Here is a 16,452-nt window from a genome sequence, read left to right as displayed (position 1 = left end):
TCTCACGCCTCCTTCGGGTCGACGGGGGCGGAGGGACGACGGGTACGCCGCAGGGGCGGCTTGGCGCCGAGACGCTTGGGGTCGAGGCCGGACCAGGTGTGGCCGCTCGCGAAGAACTTGCGGCGCGCGAGGATCGTCATCAGCGGCTTGGTGAACAGGAAGACGACGACCACGTCGAGAACCGTGGTGAGACCGAGCGTGAAGGCGAAGCCCTGGACCTTGCCGACGGTGACGATGAACAGCACCGCCGCGGCGAGGAACGACACGAAGTCGGAGACCAGGATGGTGCGCCGGGCACGCGGCCAGGCACGCTCGACGGCGGGCCGCAGCGAGCGGCCCTCACGGATCTCGTCCCGGATGCGTTCGAAGAACACGATGAACGAGTCCGCGGTGATACCGATGGCGACGATGGCACCACAGACCGCCGGCAGGTTCAGTGCGAAGCCGATGGTCGGGCCGAGCAGCGACATGATCACGTAGGTGAGGACGGCCGACACCAGCAGCGAGGCGATCGCGATCATCGACAGACCGCGGTAGTAGACCACCAGGTAGATCACGACCAGCGCGAGGCCGATCGCACCGGCGATCAGACCGGCGTGCAGCTGCTCACCGCCGAGCGCGGCGGTGACGGTCGTGACGCTCTGCTCCTCGAAGGAGAGCGGAAGGGCACCGTAGGACAGGACGTTGGCCAGGTCCTTGGCCTCGGTCTGGTCGAAGCTGCCGGTGATCTCGGCGTTGCCGCCCGTCAGCGCCTGCTGGACGTAGGGGTCGGAGACGACCTCACCGTCGAGGACGATGGCGAACTGGTTCTGCGGCGACTGGTTCTGCGCCAGCTTCCCGGTGATGCTCGCGAACTTCTTGGCACCCGCGGACGTGAAGTCCATCGTGACCTTCCAGCCACCGGCGCCCTGGGTGTCGTAGACCGCCTGGGCCTTCTTCACATCCGTACCGGCGACCTCGGCCGGGCCGAGGACGTACTTCTGCCACTGCTTCTGCGAGTTCTGACCACAGGCGACCGTGGGCTCGGTGGGCTTTGCGCCCACACCGGCCTTGGCGCGCACGGCCGGGTCGGCGCAGTTCAGCGCGGCGTACTGGGCCTGGAGCGCGGCGGTCGCGTCGGAGCCGCCGCTGGGCGACGGGGAGGCACTGGGTGCGCTCGAGGAGGCCGGGGCGGAGCCGGACGGCGTCGGCGACGAGGTGGCCTTCAGGGCGTCCGTCACCGGGCGGCCCTGCGAGGTGGCGGTCGCCGACGGCGTGGCTGACCCGGACGGGGTCGGGGAGCCGGACGAGGTCGCCTTGCTGCCGGACTGCGCGGAGGGGCTGCCGGAGGCGCTCGGCGTCGCGCCCGGGGAGGCCGCGGCGCCGCTGACCTCGGTGGCCAGAACGGGGCGGAAGTACAGCTTGGCCGTGGTGCCGACCTGGTCCCGGGCCTGCTTGGAGTTCGTGCCCCGGGGGATGTTCACGATGATGTTGCGATCACCCTGCGTCTGGACCTCGGCCTCCGAGACACCCAGACCGTTGACACGGCGGTTCATGATGTCGACCGCGGTGTCCATGTTGGTCTTGTTGATCGCGGATTCCTGGCCGCTCTTCGCCGCGAGCGTGATGCTCGTGCCACCGGCGAGGTCGATGCCGAGACGCGGAGTGGTGTGTCCGGAGGCGAACATTCCCCCGGTGAGCGCCGCGATGGCGATCAGGATGAGGGCCAGCGAGCGACCCGGCCTGCTCTGGGCGCTCGCGCTCCGGCCCTTCTTCGGTGCTGCCACCTTCTCGTACTCCCTCTCAGGCCGCCGCGCGCGGGGTCAGCGTGCGGGGGGCCATGACATTTTGTCGGGATTCCGCGCGAAAACCGCACAACCCGGGACCGGGGCGCGTCGGCGCTCCGGTCCCGGGACACGGCTACTTCGCGTCGGCCTCGCCGTCGGTCTTCTTGAGCTCTGCTGCGTCGGCCTTCGCCTCGGCCGGCTTGTCGGCGGCGTCCTCGGCCGCGTCCGTCTTGCCGAGGTCCACGGGCTTGTCGTCGGAGGCGTCGGCGGCGGGCTCGTCGGTCTCGGTGAGGGAGGAGGCGTCGTCCGGCACCACACTGCCGTCGGCCTTCAGATCGTGCTCGACGCCGTGCACGATGCGGTTGTACTCGTCGTCGGTGAGGACGGCGCCGATCGCGTTCTTCGCGAAGAGCAGTTCCACGCCCGGGCCCGCGTCAAGAAGGACCGTGTCCTCGTTGACCTCCTTGACCGTCGCGTACATGCCCCCGATCGTGCGGACACCACTGCCGGGCTGCATGTCGTTACGCATGTTTGCGGCCTGCTGCTGCTTGCGCTTGGCCGAACGGGTCATGAGGAACATCGCCGCGATGAGCACGATGAACGGGAGGAGGGTCAAGGTATTCACGGGACGGAGTTTCCTTCGCACGACCGCTGAATCGGCGGCCTGGTGGATGGGGTGGTCGGCACCGCCCCTTAGAGGCGGCATCGGCGGAGTCTAAGCGAGTCCGCACGCATGGAACAACGCTCAGCATGGCACCGGGGTTCCTGGTGGTGCGAGTACCGCGCCGTCACGCCCCGAACAGGTCCTGTTGTCCGTTTCCCCCGGTGGATCCGTGGGGCGCGGTGAGGCCGAGATGGGCCCAGGCCGCCGGGGTCGCCACACGTCCTCGCGGGGTGCGGGCGAGAAGGCCCTCCCGGACCAGAAACGGTTCGGCGACCTCTTCCACGGTCTCACGTTCCTCCCCCACCGCGACGGCCAGCGTGGACAGGCCCACGGGGCCGCCGCCGAACAGCTTGAGCAGCGCCTGGAGGACCGCACGGTCGAGCCGGTCGAGGCCGCGGGCGTCCACCTCGTAGACGCCGAGCGCCGCGCCCGCGATCTCACGGGTGATCACGCCGTCGGCCTTGACCTGCGCATAGTCCCGGACACGGCGCAGCAGACGGTTGGCGATACGGGGGGTGCCACGCGACCGCCCGGCGATCTCCGCCGCCCCGTCGGTGTCGATCTCGACGTCGAGGAGGCTCGCCGAGCGGTGGATGACCCGCTCCAGCTCCACGGGCTCGTAGAACTCCATGTGCGCGGTGAAGCCGAAGCGGTCGCGCAGCGGGGGTGGCAGCAGCCCGGCCCGGGTGGTGGCGCCGACCAGGGTGAACGGCGGCAGCTCCAGGGGGATGGCGGTCGCGCCCGGTCCCTTGCCGACGATCACGTCGACGCGGAAGTCCTCCATCGCCATGTAGAGCATCTCCTCGGCGGGCCGGGACATGCGGTGGATCTCGTCGAGGAAGAGGACCTCGCCCTCCTGCAGGGAGGAGAGGATCGCCGCGAGGTCGCCGGCGTGCTGGATGGCGGGGCCGCTGGTGATGCGGATGGGAGCGCCCATCTCCGCCGCGATGATCATCGACAGCGTCGTCTTGCCGAGGCCGGGGGCGCCGGACAGGAGCACATGGTCGGCGGTGGCGCCCCGGGCGCGGGCGGCGCGCAGCACGAGGTCGAGCTGCTCGCGCACCTTCTCCTGGCCGATGAACTCGTCCAGGTCCTTGGGGCGCAGCGCGGCCTCGACGGCCTGGTCCTCTCGGTCGGCGGACGCGCCGACGAGCCGCTCGGCGGCGGGGGTGTCGGACGTGTCGTCCCAGTTCATGTGGTGTGCCTCGGGGTGTGGTGTCGGGCCGACGGGTCAGCGGGCTCGGTTCAGGGTCTGCAGGGCCGCCTTGAGGAGGACACCGACCTGCGGTGCGCCCTCGACGCCCTCCGCCTGCGGGGCGACCGCGGCAACGGCGTCGTCCGCCTCGCGGGTGGCATACCCGAGGCCGATGAGGGCCGCGTGCAGCTGGTCGCGCCAGCCGGAGGTCACCGGCCTGCCGACCGCGGGAGCGCCGATGGGCTCGCCGAGGCGGTCCTTCAGCTCCAGGAGCAGCTTCTGAGCCCCCTTCTTGCCGATGCCGGGGACCGCGACGAGCGCCTTCTCGTCACCGGTCGCCACGGCACGCCGCAGGGCGTCCGGGCTGTGCACCGCCAGCATCGACTGGGCCAGGCGCGGACCGACCCCGCTCGCGGTCTGCAGCAGCTCGAAGACCTGGCGCTCGTCGTCGTCCGCGAAGCCGTACAGGGTCAGCGAGTCCTCCCGCACGACCAGGGAGGTGGCGAGCTTGGCCTGCCGGCCGACCCTGAGCCCGGAGAGGGTGTTCGGCGTGCACTGGACGGCGAAGCCCACGCCGCCGACCTCGACCACCGCGGAGTCCGGGGCGACGGCGGCGACCGGGCCGCTGACGAAGGCGATCATGAGGAGCGGCCTTTCGATGCGTGCAGGGCGACGGCCTGCTGGAGTCGGTTCTGTGCGGGGGCGCGCCAGATGTGGCAGATGGCGAGGGCCAGGGCGTCGGCGGCGTCGGCGGGCTTGGGCGGGGCGTCGAGCCGGAGCAGCCGGGTGACCATGGCACCGACCTGTGCCTTGTCGGCACGTCCCGCGCCGGTGACGGCGGCCTTGACCTCGCTGGGGGTGTGCAGGGCGACGGGGATGCCGCGCCGGGCGGCGCAGAGCATGGCGACGGCACTGGCCTGGGCGGTGCCCATCACCGTCCGTACGTTGTGTTGGCTGAACACCCGCTCCACGGCGACGAATTCGGGCCGGTGCTCGTCCAGCCACTGCTCGATGCCCTGCTCGACGGCGACGAGGCGGTGCCCGAGATCGGCGTCCACGGGGGTACGGACGACGCCCACGCCGAGCATGGTCAACGGCCGCCCGGGAACGCCCTCGACGACCCCGACACCGCATCGGGTCAGTCCGGGGTCCACCCCAAGTACGCGCACGCGCCCCTCCCTTCGATCTCGCCGGGCCGTCGACGAGCGGTTTCCCCGGTTCGTGCAGGCTATCGGGTGCCACCGACAACCATCGGCAAAGCGACGGGCCGACGGGTGATGTCCCGTCGGCCCGGTCGGTTCGCGGCGGCGTTACGCCTCGACCTTCTCCATGATCTCGTCGCTGACGTCGAAGTTCGCGAAGACGTTCTGCACGTCGTCGCTGTCCTCGAGCGCGTCGATCAGCCTGAAGATCTTCACGGCGCCTTCCTCGTCCAGCTCGACCTGTACGGAGGGCACGAAGTTGGCCTCGGCGGAGTCGTAGTCGATCCCGCCCTGCTGGAGTGCGGTGCGGACCGCGATCAGGTCGGTCGCCTCGCTGATCACCTCGAAGGACTCGCCGAGGTCGTTGACCTCCTCGGCGCCCGCGTCGAGCACGGCACCCAGCACGTCGTCCTCGGTCAGCCCGCCCTTGGGGACGATCACGACACCCTTGCGGGTGAACATGTACGACACGGAGCCCGGGTCGGCCATGGAGCCGCCGTTGCGGGTCATGGCGACGCGGACGTCGGAGGCGGCGCGGTTGCGGTTGTCGGTGAGGCACTCGATGAGCACCGCGACACCGTTCGGGCCGTAACCCTCGTACATGATGGTCTCGTAGTCGGCACCGCCGGCCTCGAGGCCCGCGCCGCGCTTGACCGCGGAGTCGATGTTCTTGTTCGGGACCGACTGCTTCTTCGCCTTCTGGATGGCGTCGTAGAGGGTCGGGTTGCCGTCCGGGTCCGACCCGCCCGTGCGGGCGGCGACCTCGATGTTCTTGATCAGCTTCGCGAAGAGCTTGCCGCGCTTGGCGTCGATCACGGCCTTCTTGTGCTTCGTCGTGGCCCATTTAGAGTGGCCGGACATCTGCCTGTCTCCTTCGCGTAACCCATCTCTGTGTGAACGCCAGAGATCCTACAAGGACTCCGCCGTCCGTTCGGCTCGCACCATGTCGACGAACAGGGCGTGCACGCGGTGGTCCCCGGTCAGTTCCGGATGGAACGACGTGGCGAGCGCGTTGCCCTGGCGAACGGCGACGATGTGGCCGTCGTGCTCCGCGAGCACCTCGGCCCCCGCTCCTACGGACTCGACCCAGGGGGCGCGGATGAAGACGCCCTCTACAGGATCTCCCTCGACACCGTCGACGTCGACCGCCGCCTCGAACGACTCGTTCTGACGTCCGAACGCGTTGCGGCGCACGATCATGTCGATGCCGCCGACGGTCTCCTGGCCCGACCGCGGGTCGAGGATCTTGTCGGCGAGCATGATCATGCCCGCACAGGTGCCGTAGACGGGCATCCCGTCCCGCACGCGTGCGCGGAGGGGCTCCATCACTCCGAACAGGACGGCCAGCTTGGAGATGGTGGTGGACTCGCCGCCGGGGAGGACGAGGCCGTCGACCTCGGCGAGCTCTTCGGGGCGCCGCACCGGCCTGGCCACGGCGTCTGCCGCGGCCAGGGCGATGAGGTGCTCCCGTACGTCGCCCTGAAGGGCCAGGACGCCGATCACGGGTGCGTCGGTCATGTACGTGGTGTCCTCTGTGATGTGGTGCCGGCCCGGTCTACCAGCCGCGGTTGGCGTAGCGCTCGCTCTCGGGGAGAACGTCGCAGTTGATGCCGACCATGGCCTCGCCGAGGTTGCGGGAGGCATCCGCGATGATCTTCGGGTCGTCGTAGAAGGTGGTCGCCTTCACGATGGCGGCGGCACGCTTGGCCGGGTCGCCCGACTTGAAGATGCCGGAGCCAACGAAGACGCCCTCGGCTCCGAGCTGGCGCATCAGCGCGGCGTCGGCGGGGGTCGCGACACCACCGGCGGAGAACAGCACGACCGGGAGCTTGCCCAGCTCGGCGACCTCCTTGACCAGCTCGTACGGGGCCCGCAGCTCCTTGGCGGCGGCGTACAGCTCGTGGTTGTCGTAGCCGCGCAGGCGGGCGATCTCGTTCTTGATCTGACGCAGGTGGCGCACCGCCTCCACGACGTTGCCGGTGCCGGCCTCGCCCTTGGAGCGGATCATGGCCGCGCCCTCGGCGATACGGCGCAGGGCCTCGCCCAGGTTGGTGGCGCCGCAGACGAACGGCGTGGTGAAGGCCCACTTGTCGGAGTGGTTGACCTCGTCGGCCGGGGTGAGCACCTCGGACTCGTCGATGTAGTCGACGCCGAGGGACTGCAGGACCTGGGCCTCGACGAAGTGGCCGATCCGGGACTTGGCCATGACCGGGATCGAGACGGCCTCGATGATGCCCTCGATCATGTCCGGGTCGGACATACGGGCCACTCCGCCGTCCTTGCGGATGTCGGCCGGGACCCGCTCCAGAGCCATGACGGCGACGGCGCCCGCGTCCTCGGCGATCTTCGCCTGCTCCGGCGTGACGACGTCCATGATCACGCCGCCCTTGAGCTGCTCGGCCATGCCGCGCTTGACGCGGGCGGTGCCGGTCTCGGGGTTCTGGGGGGTGGAGAGCGTGCTGGACACGGGTGGGACCTCACTCTGCGAAAGAGGAAATTCTGCTCGACGAGAGGAAACGTGAGGTGAACAGGCCACGGCAAGGGCCAATGGTGAGCCGGTGGATCGTTTTGCCCCGACAGGGGGTGCCACCGGCGGGTTTCACCCCGTCTCGCGGGCGGTCACAGGGTCGAACGGCCCATGAGCGCGGTCGGTGGCTCGTCGTCCATTTCGAACGCCATCGGGAAGGGCGCGTGGCCGGCGAGACGGAACAGGCGCACCTTGCGGTGGCGCCGCAGAGCCCGCGCGGCGCGCACCGCGTCGTTGTGGAAGCGCCGGGCCATCGGCACCTTGCGCACGGCCTCGGTCAGCTCCCGGGCCGCCTCCTCGCCGCCCGGCGCCTGCTGCACCGCCCGCACCTGCGGGGCCTCCTCGAAGACGGCCCGCAACGCCTGGCTCAACTCGCTCTCCGCGACCTCGCGCTGATCCTCCTCCGCCTGGCGGGCGGCGTGCGCCGCCTCGTACAGCACGATCGAGGCGGCCGGGTCGAGTACGCCGGAGGTCGCCAGCTCCTGGGTGATCGACGCACGCCGCAGCAACTGCGCGTCGAGCGCGGCACGCGCCGCGTCGATCCGGGCGTGCAGTCGGTCGAGGCGCCCCGCGGTCCAGCTCAGATAGAGGCCGATCGCGACGAGGACGACGAGGATCCAGATGAGGGTTGGGCTCACGGGCCGCAAGGCTACCGGGCCACTCGCGCACGCCCCTCGCGTCCCACCCGGCCACGGGGCGGCCAACCGCTTTCATGCGGGGGACGGACGGCGCCCGGGGACCCACGAGGCGCCGTATGCCGTGGGCACCGGACGGTCTGGACCGGCGGGGTGGCGTATGCCGTCGCCGACGGTCGCAGGGAGGGAGCGACCCAGGGAGGCGACCCGCAGCGGGGCCGCCCACGTCGGCCGCCGACCGTATGCGCGGCCCTCGGAGGGGCACGTCCCGGACAAGCACGCGACCACGCCGGAGATAGCCCCTGCACACGTACACGGCGCCCGACCCCGGTCCGGCGCGCCGACCCCACCGGGCTCTCGGCCTCGTCCACGGCCACGGTGCCCGCGCCGCCCTCCGTAGCCGACTCGCAGACCGGCCGGACCCCGCCGACCGGCACACGCCGCAGTCTCCCGGACCGACCGCGCCGGACGCCCGCCCGACGGCACGTGGACGCGCACGCGTCCATGCCGGAAGACGGCGACCGGGCTCAGTCCCGCGCCAGACCCAGTCGTGCCCGCAGGCTCGTCCGCTCGTCCGCGGCCACGGCGGCCGCGCCCTCCGTCACCGTCTCGTAGACCGACAGGATCTCCGCACCCACCGTCGACCAGTCGAAGCGCCGTACATGGGCGCTGCCCCGCCGCCGCAGCTCCTCGCGCCGCTGCGGGTTCTCCAGCAGCCGCACGGCGGCGTCGGCGAGTGCGTCGGCGTCCTCGTTCGCGAACAGTTCGCCGGCCGCGCCCCGGTCGAGGACCTGGGCGAAGGCATCGAGGTCGGAGGCGAGCACGGCCGCATGTGCGGACATCGCCTCCACCAGGATGATCCCGAAGCTCTCACCGCCGGTGTTGGGCGCCACGTACAGGTCGACGCTGCGCAGGAAGCGGGCCTTCTCCTCGTCGCTGATCATCCCGAGGAACTCCACACGCGGGCGCAGGTCCTCGGGAAGTGTCTCGACCGCCTCCTTCTCGTCGCCCCGTCCGGCGACCAGGAGCCGCGTCTGCGGCCGGGCGGCGAGGATCTTCGGCAGGGCCCGCATGAGAACGGGCAGTCCCTTGCGCGGTTCGTCGATGCGCCCGATGAAGCCGATCGTGTCGCCCTGCCATTCCGGCTTGGGCTTGGCCTTGGCGAAGAAGTCGACGTCCACGCCGTTCGGGATGACCACCGCGTCGCCGCCCAGGTGCTCCACGAGCGTGCGCCGGGCGTACTCGCTGACGGCGATCCGGGCGCTGATCTTCTCCAGAGCAGCCTGGAGGATCGCGTAGGCGGCGATCATCGCACGGGAGCGCGGGTTCGACGTGTGGAAGGTGGCCACGATGGGGCCCTGCGCCGCCCAGCAGGCCAGCAGGCCCAGCGACGGCGAGGCCGGCTCATGGATGTGGATCACGTCGAACCGGCCTTCGTGCAACCACCGCCGCACCCGCGCGGCGCTGAGGAAGCCGAAGTTCAGCCGGGCCACCGAGCCGTTGTACGGCACCGGCACCGCGCGGCCCGCCGAGACGACGTACGGCGGCAGGGGGGTGTCGTCGTCCGCCGGGGCGAGCACGGAGACCTCGTGCCCGAGGCGGATGAAGTACTCGGCCAGATCACGGATGTGGAACTGGACGCCACCCGGCACGTCCCAGGAGTACGGGCAGACGATGCCGATCCTCACGGGGTCCCCTTCTCGGGCCGCGAGGGGGCCCTGGCCGGGTCCAGGTCGGCGAGCCACAAGCGCTGCAGCATGTGCCAGTCCTCCGGATGCTCGGCGATCCCCGTGGCGAAGGCGTCGGCCAGCGCCTGTGTCATGACAGACGTCTTCTCGGCACGGGTACCTGTCCCGGGTACCTCGACGGGGGGATGCAGGCGGCCCTGCATGACGGGTGACTCGTCGTACCAGAGGGTCACGGGGACCAACTGCGCACCGGTCTGCTGGGCGAGCAGCGCCGGTCCCGCTGGCATGCGGGCAGTCTCACCGAAGAAGGACACCTCGGTGCCGGAGGCGGACAGGTCCCGGTCGGCGACCAGACAGACCAGGCCACCGTCGCGCAGCCGCCGGGCCAGGGTGCCGAAGGCGGAGCCGCCGCTGTGCGGGAGCACCTCCATGCCGAGTCCCTCGCGGTAGGCGACGAAACGGTCGTAGAGCGTCTCGGGCTTGAGCCGTTCGGCCACCGTCGTGAACGGTATCCCCAGCTTGGTGGTCACCCAGGCGCCGGCCAGGTCCCAGTTGGCGAGGTGCGGCAGAGCCAGGACGACGCCCCGGCCCTCGGCCAGTGCGTCGGTCAGGTGGTGCAGGTCCTTCGGGTCGAAGCCGTCCCTGACGCGCTCGGCGCTCCATGCGGGGAGCCGGAAGGACTCCATCCAGTACCGCAGGTATGAGCGCATGCCCGCCCGGCTCAGTTCGGCGAGCCGCTGCGGACTCGCGCCGGGCACCACGCGCGCGTAGTTGCTCTCGAGGCGCTGCACGCTCGTGCCGCGCCGCTTCCAGGCGAGGTCCGCGATTCCGCGGCCCAGCCGGACCGCGACGGGCTCGGGCAGCGTCTTGACGGCGCTCCAGCCGAGGCCGTAGAGCCCGTCCGTCAGCCGCTCCTGGAAGCTGGTCACGTCGGCGCCCCGCTCTTCTGCAGGTTCCGCCCGCGGATCATTTCGCCGCCCCGCTCCCGTGCCCGGCGTTCTCGCCCTTTTCCGCTGCCGCGGCGGCGTCCGCCTCGGCCGATTCCCGGCGCACCGTGACCACGCGCTGGATCAGTGTGACCAGGCTGCCGACGGCGACGATCCACAGTGCGATCGGCAGCAGCACCTGGATACCGGGCACACCGAACTTGTGCAGTCCGGCGAAGCCGGCCGCCACCAGCGAGATGACCAGCCGCTCCGCGCGCTCCACGAGCCCGTTGACCGCCACGGGCAGGCCGATCGACTCGCCCCGGGCCTTGGTGTACGACACCACCTGTCCGCTGGCCAGGCAGAAGAGCGACACCGCGCACAGGAGGTCGTTGTCCCCCTTGCCCGCGTACCACAGGGCGAAACCGCCGAAGATCGCGCCGTCCGCGACCCGGTCCAGCGTGGAGTCGAGGAAGGCGCCCCAGCGGCTGGAGCGGCCCAGCTGGCGGGCCATGTTGCCGTCGACGAGGTCCGAGAAAACGAACAGCGTGATGACGACCGTGCCCCAGAAGAACTCGCCCCGGGGGTAGAAGACCAACGCGCCCGCGATCACACCTGCGGTACCGATCAGTGTGACCGTGTCGGGGCTGACGCCCCGGCGGATCAGAAACGCGGCGAACGGTGTGAGGACACGCGTGAAGAATGCACGCGCGTACTTGTTCAGCATGGCCTTCCCGACGGTCGGTGAGCCGCGCGGTCCTGGTGGCCGCCGGCTGGCCCATCGTAGCCACGCACGGGAGCGGGCGACGGCCGGGCACCCACACACTGTGTCACGTGCCCGTGGCATCACGATCACGAACGGGCAGCCCGCGCAAGCCTCGGTCGAAGGGCGGGATCGCGTCCTTCGTATGGACGCACCGTGACGCGAGTGCAAAGCTCGAATTCACCGCGGGCGTCACGGAGCCGCCATCGCACGCGGATCCGCATGTCCGCGCCCCCAGTGACCTCACCGTGCACGGGAGGCAGGATCATGGGCGACAAGGCGAATGCACACACCGGAGCCGCCGGCAGGGCTACGGCGGCCGACCACCCCGCGTCCGTACGGAATGTGGTGCTGGTCGGCCACAGCGGATCGGGCAAGACGACTCTGGTCGAGGCTCTCGCACTGACAGCGGGAGCGGTGAACCGGGCGGGCCGCGTGGAGGACGGCGGCACCGTCTCGGACTACGACGAGATCGAGCACCGGCAGCACCGCTCGGTGCAGCTCTCCCTGGTCCCCGTCGACTGGGACGGGGTCAAGATCAATCTTTTGGACACCCCTGGATACGCCGACTTCGTCGGGGAGCTCCGGGCCGGTCTGCGCGCCGCGGACGCGGCCCTTTTTGTGGTCTCCGCCACGGACGGGGTGGACGGCTCGACCCGCATGGTGTGGGACGAGTGCGCCGCCGTCGGCATGCCGCGCGCCCTCGTGATCACGCACCTGGACGGCTCCCGGGCGGACTTCGACGAGATGACCCGGGTCTGCGCCGACGCGTTCGGCGGGGACGACCCCGACGCCGTACTGCCGCTGTATCTGCCGTTGCACGTCGCACACGGATCGGACGGGCACACGCCCGTGACCGGGCTGACCGGGCTGCTCACTCAGAAGCTGTTCGACTACTCCTCCGGCGAGCGCAAGGAGTCCGAGCCGGGGCCCGACCAGCAGCCGCTCATCGACGAGGCCCGCAACCGGCTCATCGAGGGGATCATCGCGGAGAGCGAGGACGAGACCCTCATGGACCGCTATCTGGGCGGCGAGGAGATCGAACTCGGCACCCTGATCAAGGATCTGGAGCGAGCCGTCGCACGCGGGACGTTCTTCCCGGTCCTGGCCGCGGCACCGGCCACCGACGGCGGCCGCCAGGGACTGGGCACGGTCGAACTGCTTGAGCTGGTCAAGGGCGGCTTCCCGACCCCGCTGGAGCGGGCGGCGCTCGCGGTCACCACGCCCGACGGCAAGCCGCGCGAGCTCGCGCTGTGCGACCCGAACGGACCGCTCGTGGCGGAGGTCGTCAAGACGTCCTCCGACCCGTACGTGGGCCGCGTCTCGCTGGTGCGGGTGTTCTCGGGCACCCTGCACCCCGACGACACGGTGCACGTGTCCGGGCACGGGCTGGCCGACCGGGGGCACGAGGACCACGACGTCGACGAGCGCATCGGGGCGCTGTCCGCACCGTTCGGCAAGCAGCAGCGCTCCCTGAGCCATTGCATCGCGGGCGACCTGGCGTCCGTGGCGAAGCTGAACCGGGCCGAGACCGGGGACACGCTCTCGGCCAAGGACGATCCGCTGCTCATGCAGCCCTGGGAGATGCCCGACCCGCTGCTGCCGCTCGCCATCCAGGCGCACAGCAAGGCCGACGAGGACAAGCTCAGCCAGGGACTCGCGCGGCTGGTCGCCGAGGACCCGACCATGCGCCTCGAGCAGAACCAGGACACCCACCAGGTCGTGCTCTGGTGCCTCGGCGAGGCACACGCGGACGTGGCCCTCGAGCGGCTGCGCAGTCGCTACGGCGTCCAGGTCGACGTGGTCCCGTACAAGGTCTCCCTCCGCGAGACGTTCGCGGGCAGGTCCGCCGGGCGCGGCCGCCATGTGAAGCAGTCCGGCGGGCACGGCCAGTACGCGATCTGCGAGATCGAGGTCGAACCGCTGCCCGGCGGCTCGGGCATCGAGTTCGTGGACAAGGTGGTCGGCGGAGCCGTCCCGCGGCAGTTCATCCCCTCCGTCGAGAAGGGCGTGCGGGCCCAGGCCGCCAGGGGTGTGGCCCTGGGCCATCCGATCGTCGACATCCGGATCACGCTCCTGGACGGAAAGGCGCACTCGGTGGACTCCTCCGACGCCGCCTTCCAGACGGCCGGCGCGCTGGCTCTGCGCGAGGCGGCGGCCGGCACCACGATCCACCTCCTGGAACCCGTGGCCGAGGTGAGTGTGCTCGTCGGTGACGACTACGTGGGCGCGGTGATGAGCGACCTTTCCGGGCGCCGCGGCCGGGTGCTCGGCACCGAGCAGACGAGCGGCGGCCGCACCCTGGTGCGGGCCGAGGTGCCGGAGATCGAGATCGGCCGCTACGCAGTCGATCTGCGCTCCCTCTCGCACGGCACCGCCCGCTTCAGCCGCTCCTACGCGCGGCACGAGCCGATGCCGCCGCAGCTTGCGGCGAAGGTTCGTCAACAGGCGCAGGAGGCCTCGTAGTCGGACCCCGCTCCCCCGGCTCACGTGCACGGCACGAGCGAGCCGGGGGCGCCGGTACCGGGGGACCGGACGGTCTCCACGCGACCGGGCGGGCGCGCGCCGAGGGCGAACGCACGCCCGCGCACCCGGACTTGTGGGCCGTCCGCCGACGAACGCCGCCGTGTGCGGATACGCTGATCACCTGATCACGCAGGGATGCGATCGGCGCGATGGCCTGTTCAACAGGTGTGCGGAGCAAGGAAGTCGGGAAGGCCGCAGGAGCGGGTTCGGCGGCGAGGGGGCGGCAGTGACGGACGGGTTCGATTTCAGCCCCGGGGCGCAGGTGCCCCTCTCGGGCTCCGCGGGCCAGACGGCGGCGACGTATGCCCTGGCGTCTGCGGCCTACCGGGACGCGAAGGTCGAGACGATCCTCGACGCCAACAACGAATGGCACGAGTCGACCGTCAGCACCGGCCGTCCCTGGGCGAAGATCTTCCGGCCCAACCTCGGCGAGGCGTTCTCGCTCGCGGTGCGGGACCGCATGCTGGGGGCCAATCGCAAGGCGCTCATCCAGTCCTTCGGTACCGAGCCCCAGGTGGTCGTGGAGCACTGCCTGGCCGCCCACCGCATCCGCCGGGAGCGGGACAACTGGCTCTCGGCGGTGACGGTGCTCTGCGGAGTGCTGTTCCTGCCGGGGATGCTGGTGTGGCTGCTGGTCTTCCAGATCCGCGCCTCGGTGGCCAAGCGCGACGACAAACGCGCCTCCGCGCTCGGTACGGCGCTGCTGTTCGGTGTCGGCGCCCTTGCGGTGATCTTCCTGATCCGTATGCCCTTCACGGGTTTCTGGGCGTGGTACGCACGCGCCTCGGTCGTCATGCCGGTCGTCGGCTGGTTGTGGGCGAAGCAGATCTGCGAGCGGACCGCGAAGGATCTGCGGGACCGCTGGGAGAGCATGCTCGCCGGTGGCGGCCTCGGCGCCAAGATCCCCGAGGCGGTGCCCGGAAGCCCCGGCGAGACCTCGGCCGAGCGGCTGCGCCAGGCGCTCGCCCGGCTCGGCGCCGAACAGCAGTCCAACTCCGTCTTCTACGCCGGGCCCAAGGGCATCCTGGGCATGGGCACCCGCTGGGGCAGCTGGCAGTTGGCCGAGGACCTGGTGCCGCGCGAGAAGGACAAGGAGATCCACCCCTTCCGCAGCTGGGACGTGATCAAGGCCATCCACGACCAGTTGGGGATGCTGGTGCGCGGCCCGCTCAACACGGGCGGCTTCCCCACCCCGTCGATCCGGCACTGGATCGTCAGTCCCATCGGGGAGAAGGCCAAGGAGGTCTCGCGTCCCAAGGGAACGGACGTGGACGCGTACCAGATCAAGACCCACGCCATACAGGAGATCTGCAACAAGCAGCAGTTCGGTGGCGGTGAGCGGCACTACCTGGGGGTCCAGTGGACGCTCTGGGACGGCCAGTTGATCATCACCATGCTGATCACGGTGACGGTGCTGCACGAGACGCTCCGCATCGAGGTGACCGGGCATGCTCTCGGACCGGTGAACGCGCTGTTCACGACCAAGCCCTCGGCACCGACCAAGAAGGTGCAGAAGCAGGTCAGGTTCTGGGAGACGCGGGAGGTGAAGCTTCCGCTGGTGGACACGGACGAAGTGGTGCGCCTCTCGGTCCGCGCCCCGTTCACCTGGTACCCGCCCCTGCTGAACTGGCTCGGCGGCTCGCTGACGCTGCCCGAGCCGTTCGGACTGCGGCATGCCTGGGCGGACCAGCCGTGGCGGCACCGCTTCATGGCGGACGACGCGCTGCGCGCGGCCACGCCGGTGCTGCGGGTGGTGCACGCGGCGGCGATCAGGGTGCTGGAGGAGAACGGCGTGGACACGGAGAAGTTCGGCACGCGGTCGGCGTTCCTCAGCACGCAGGTGCAGGACGTGTCACCGCGTAAGGCCGACGTCTACGACGCGTAGCGCCCGCGCCGACCGGACGGGCGGGGCGGACGCCCTCGGTGGCCCGCGCCCCGATGCGCCCCGCCCTTACTCCCCGGACGGGCCGCTCTGCGCGGGCCAGGCCTCCGCCAGCATCTTGCGGGTGTCCGCGAGCAACTGCGGCAGCACCTTCGTGTGACCTATGACCGGCATGAAGTTCGTGTCACCGCCCCAGCGCGGGACGATGTGCTGGTGCAGATGGGCGGCGATGCCCGCACCCGCGACCGTGCCCTGGTTCATGCCGATGTTGAAGCCGTGGGCGCCCGAGGCCGTGCGCAGGGCGGTCATGGCCTGCTTGGTCAGCTCGGCGAGTTCCACGGTCTCCGGCCGGGTGAGGTCCGTGTAGTCGGCGACGTGGCGGTAGGGCACGACCATCAGATGGCCGCCGTTGTACGGGTACAGATTGAGCACCGCGTACACCTGCTCACCGCGTTTGACGATCAGCCCGTCCTCATCGGACTTGGCCGGAATCGCGCAGAACGGGCAGCCGTCACCGGCCCCCGGACCGGTCGGCTTGTTCTCGCCCTGGATGTAGGCCATCCGGTGGGGCGTCCACAGACGCTGGAACGCGTCCTGCGTCCCTACTCCGATCTGCTGCTCCGGCTCACTGGTCATGCAGTGCAGCATATGGCTTCGCCCGTTCGCGGCGTGTCGGCG

At 70.7% G+C, this 16,452-nt stretch carries 15 protein-coding genes; 2 read left to right on the top strand and 13 right to left on the bottom strand.

Annotation, left to right across the window (positions count from 1 at the left end):
* Positions 1–2: 2 nt before the first annotated feature.
* The 12 genes from secD to pgsA form a co-directional block, all read right to left on the bottom strand.
* Entirely contained in the window at positions 3–1,766 is a 1,764-nt protein-coding gene (gene secD / locus RCR19_RS30465) for a protein translocase subunit SecD (RefSeq protein ID WP_331268033.1), read from the bottom strand.
* 133 nt (positions 1,767–1,899) lie between these two features.
* Positions 1,900–2,391, bottom strand: a complete 492-nt coding sequence (gene yajC / locus RCR19_RS30460; RefSeq protein WP_331268032.1) for a preprotein translocase subunit YajC — start codon at positions 2,389–2,391, stop codon at positions 1,900–1,902.
* Positions 2,392–2,554: 163 nt separating this feature from the next.
* Positions 2,555–3,625 carry a Holliday junction branch migration DNA helicase RuvB gene (ruvB, locus tag RCR19_RS30455; protein ID WP_220294790.1) on the bottom strand — a complete coding sequence of 357 codons (1,071 nt, stop codon included), beginning with the start codon at positions 3,623–3,625 and terminating at the stop codon, positions 2,555–2,557.
* Between the two features lie 36 nt (positions 3,626–3,661).
* Positions 3,662–4,267 carry a Holliday junction branch migration protein RuvA gene (gene ruvA, locus RCR19_RS30450; RefSeq protein WP_331268031.1) on the bottom strand — a complete coding sequence of 202 codons (606 nt, stop codon included), beginning with the start codon at positions 4,265–4,267 and terminating at the stop codon, positions 3,662–3,664.
* A complete protein-coding gene (ruvC, locus tag RCR19_RS30445) occupies positions 4,264–4,794 on the bottom strand; it encodes a crossover junction endodeoxyribonuclease RuvC (RefSeq protein WP_059125570.1) in 531 nt (176 codons plus the stop codon). The genes ruvA and ruvC overlap by 4 nt, the downstream gene beginning before the upstream one ends.
* A 141-nt stretch (positions 4,795–4,935) precedes the next feature.
* Positions 4,936–5,688, bottom strand: a complete 753-nt coding sequence (locus tag RCR19_RS30440; protein WP_331268030.1) for a YebC/PmpR family DNA-binding transcriptional regulator — start codon at positions 5,686–5,688, stop codon at positions 4,936–4,938.
* Positions 5,689–5,736: 48 nt separating this feature from the next.
* Complete coding sequence (gene pdxT, locus RCR19_RS30435; RefSeq protein WP_331268029.1) at positions 5,737–6,345, bottom strand: pyridoxal 5'-phosphate synthase glutaminase subunit PdxT; 609 nt, start codon at positions 6,343–6,345, stop codon at positions 5,737–5,739.
* A gap of 37 nt (positions 6,346–6,382) precedes the next feature.
* Positions 6,383–7,294, bottom strand: a complete 912-nt coding sequence (pdxS, locus tag RCR19_RS30430; RefSeq protein ID WP_220294787.1) for a pyridoxal 5'-phosphate synthase lyase subunit PdxS — start codon at positions 7,292–7,294, stop codon at positions 6,383–6,385.
* Positions 7,295–7,446: 152 nt separating this feature from the next.
* The gene (locus RCR19_RS30425; RefSeq protein WP_331268028.1) at positions 7,447–7,992 is read right to left on the bottom strand and encodes a hypothetical protein; all 546 of its coding nucleotides are present in this window, start codon (positions 7,990–7,992) and stop codon (positions 7,447–7,449) included.
* A 524-nt stretch (positions 7,993–8,516) separates the two neighbouring features.
* The gene (locus RCR19_RS30420; RefSeq protein WP_331268027.1) at positions 8,517–9,677 is read right to left on the bottom strand and encodes a glycosyltransferase family 4 protein; all 1,161 of its coding nucleotides are present in this window, start codon (positions 9,675–9,677) and stop codon (positions 8,517–8,519) included.
* Positions 9,674–10,606 carry a phosphatidylinositol mannoside acyltransferase gene (locus tag RCR19_RS30415; RefSeq protein ID WP_331268026.1) on the bottom strand — a complete coding sequence of 311 codons (933 nt, stop codon included), beginning with the start codon at positions 10,604–10,606 and terminating at the stop codon, positions 9,674–9,676. The genes RCR19_RS30420 and RCR19_RS30415 overlap by 4 nt, the downstream gene beginning before the upstream one ends.
* A 37-nt stretch (positions 10,607–10,643) precedes the next feature.
* Positions 10,644–11,330, bottom strand: a complete 687-nt coding sequence (gene pgsA / locus RCR19_RS30410) for a phosphatidylinositol phosphate synthase (RefSeq protein WP_059125577.1) — start codon at positions 11,328–11,330, stop codon at positions 10,644–10,646.
* A 303-nt stretch (positions 11,331–11,633) separates the two neighbouring features.
* Here pgsA and RCR19_RS30405 point away from each other — a divergent pair, with 303 nt between their 5' ends.
* Entirely contained in the window at positions 11,634–13,832 is a 2,199-nt protein-coding gene (locus tag RCR19_RS30405; RefSeq protein ID WP_331268025.1) for an elongation factor G-like protein EF-G2, read from the top strand.
* Positions 13,833–14,118: 286 nt separating this feature from the next.
* The gene (locus RCR19_RS30400; protein WP_331268024.1) at positions 14,119–15,777 is read left to right on the top strand and encodes a hypothetical protein; all 1,659 of its coding nucleotides are present in this window, start codon (positions 14,119–14,121) and stop codon (positions 15,775–15,777) included.
* A gap of 66 nt (positions 15,778–15,843) precedes the next feature.
* On the opposite strand, the gene RCR19_RS30395 is transcribed toward RCR19_RS30400, so the two are convergent.
* The gene (locus RCR19_RS30395; protein ID WP_220294785.1) at positions 15,844–16,422 is read right to left on the bottom strand and encodes an HIT domain-containing protein; all 579 of its coding nucleotides are present in this window, start codon (positions 16,420–16,422) and stop codon (positions 15,844–15,846) included.
* Between the last annotated feature and the right edge of the window lie 30 nt (positions 16,423–16,452).

This window comes from Streptomyces sp. WAC07094 (assembly GCF_036320405.1).
GTDB classification, from domain to species: domain Bacteria; phylum Actinomycetota; class Actinomycetes; order Streptomycetales; family Streptomycetaceae; genus Streptomyces; species Streptomyces lannensis.
The sequence above is the reverse complement of the archived record's forward strand: the minus strand, read 5'-3'. Positions and strand labels throughout refer to the sequence as shown.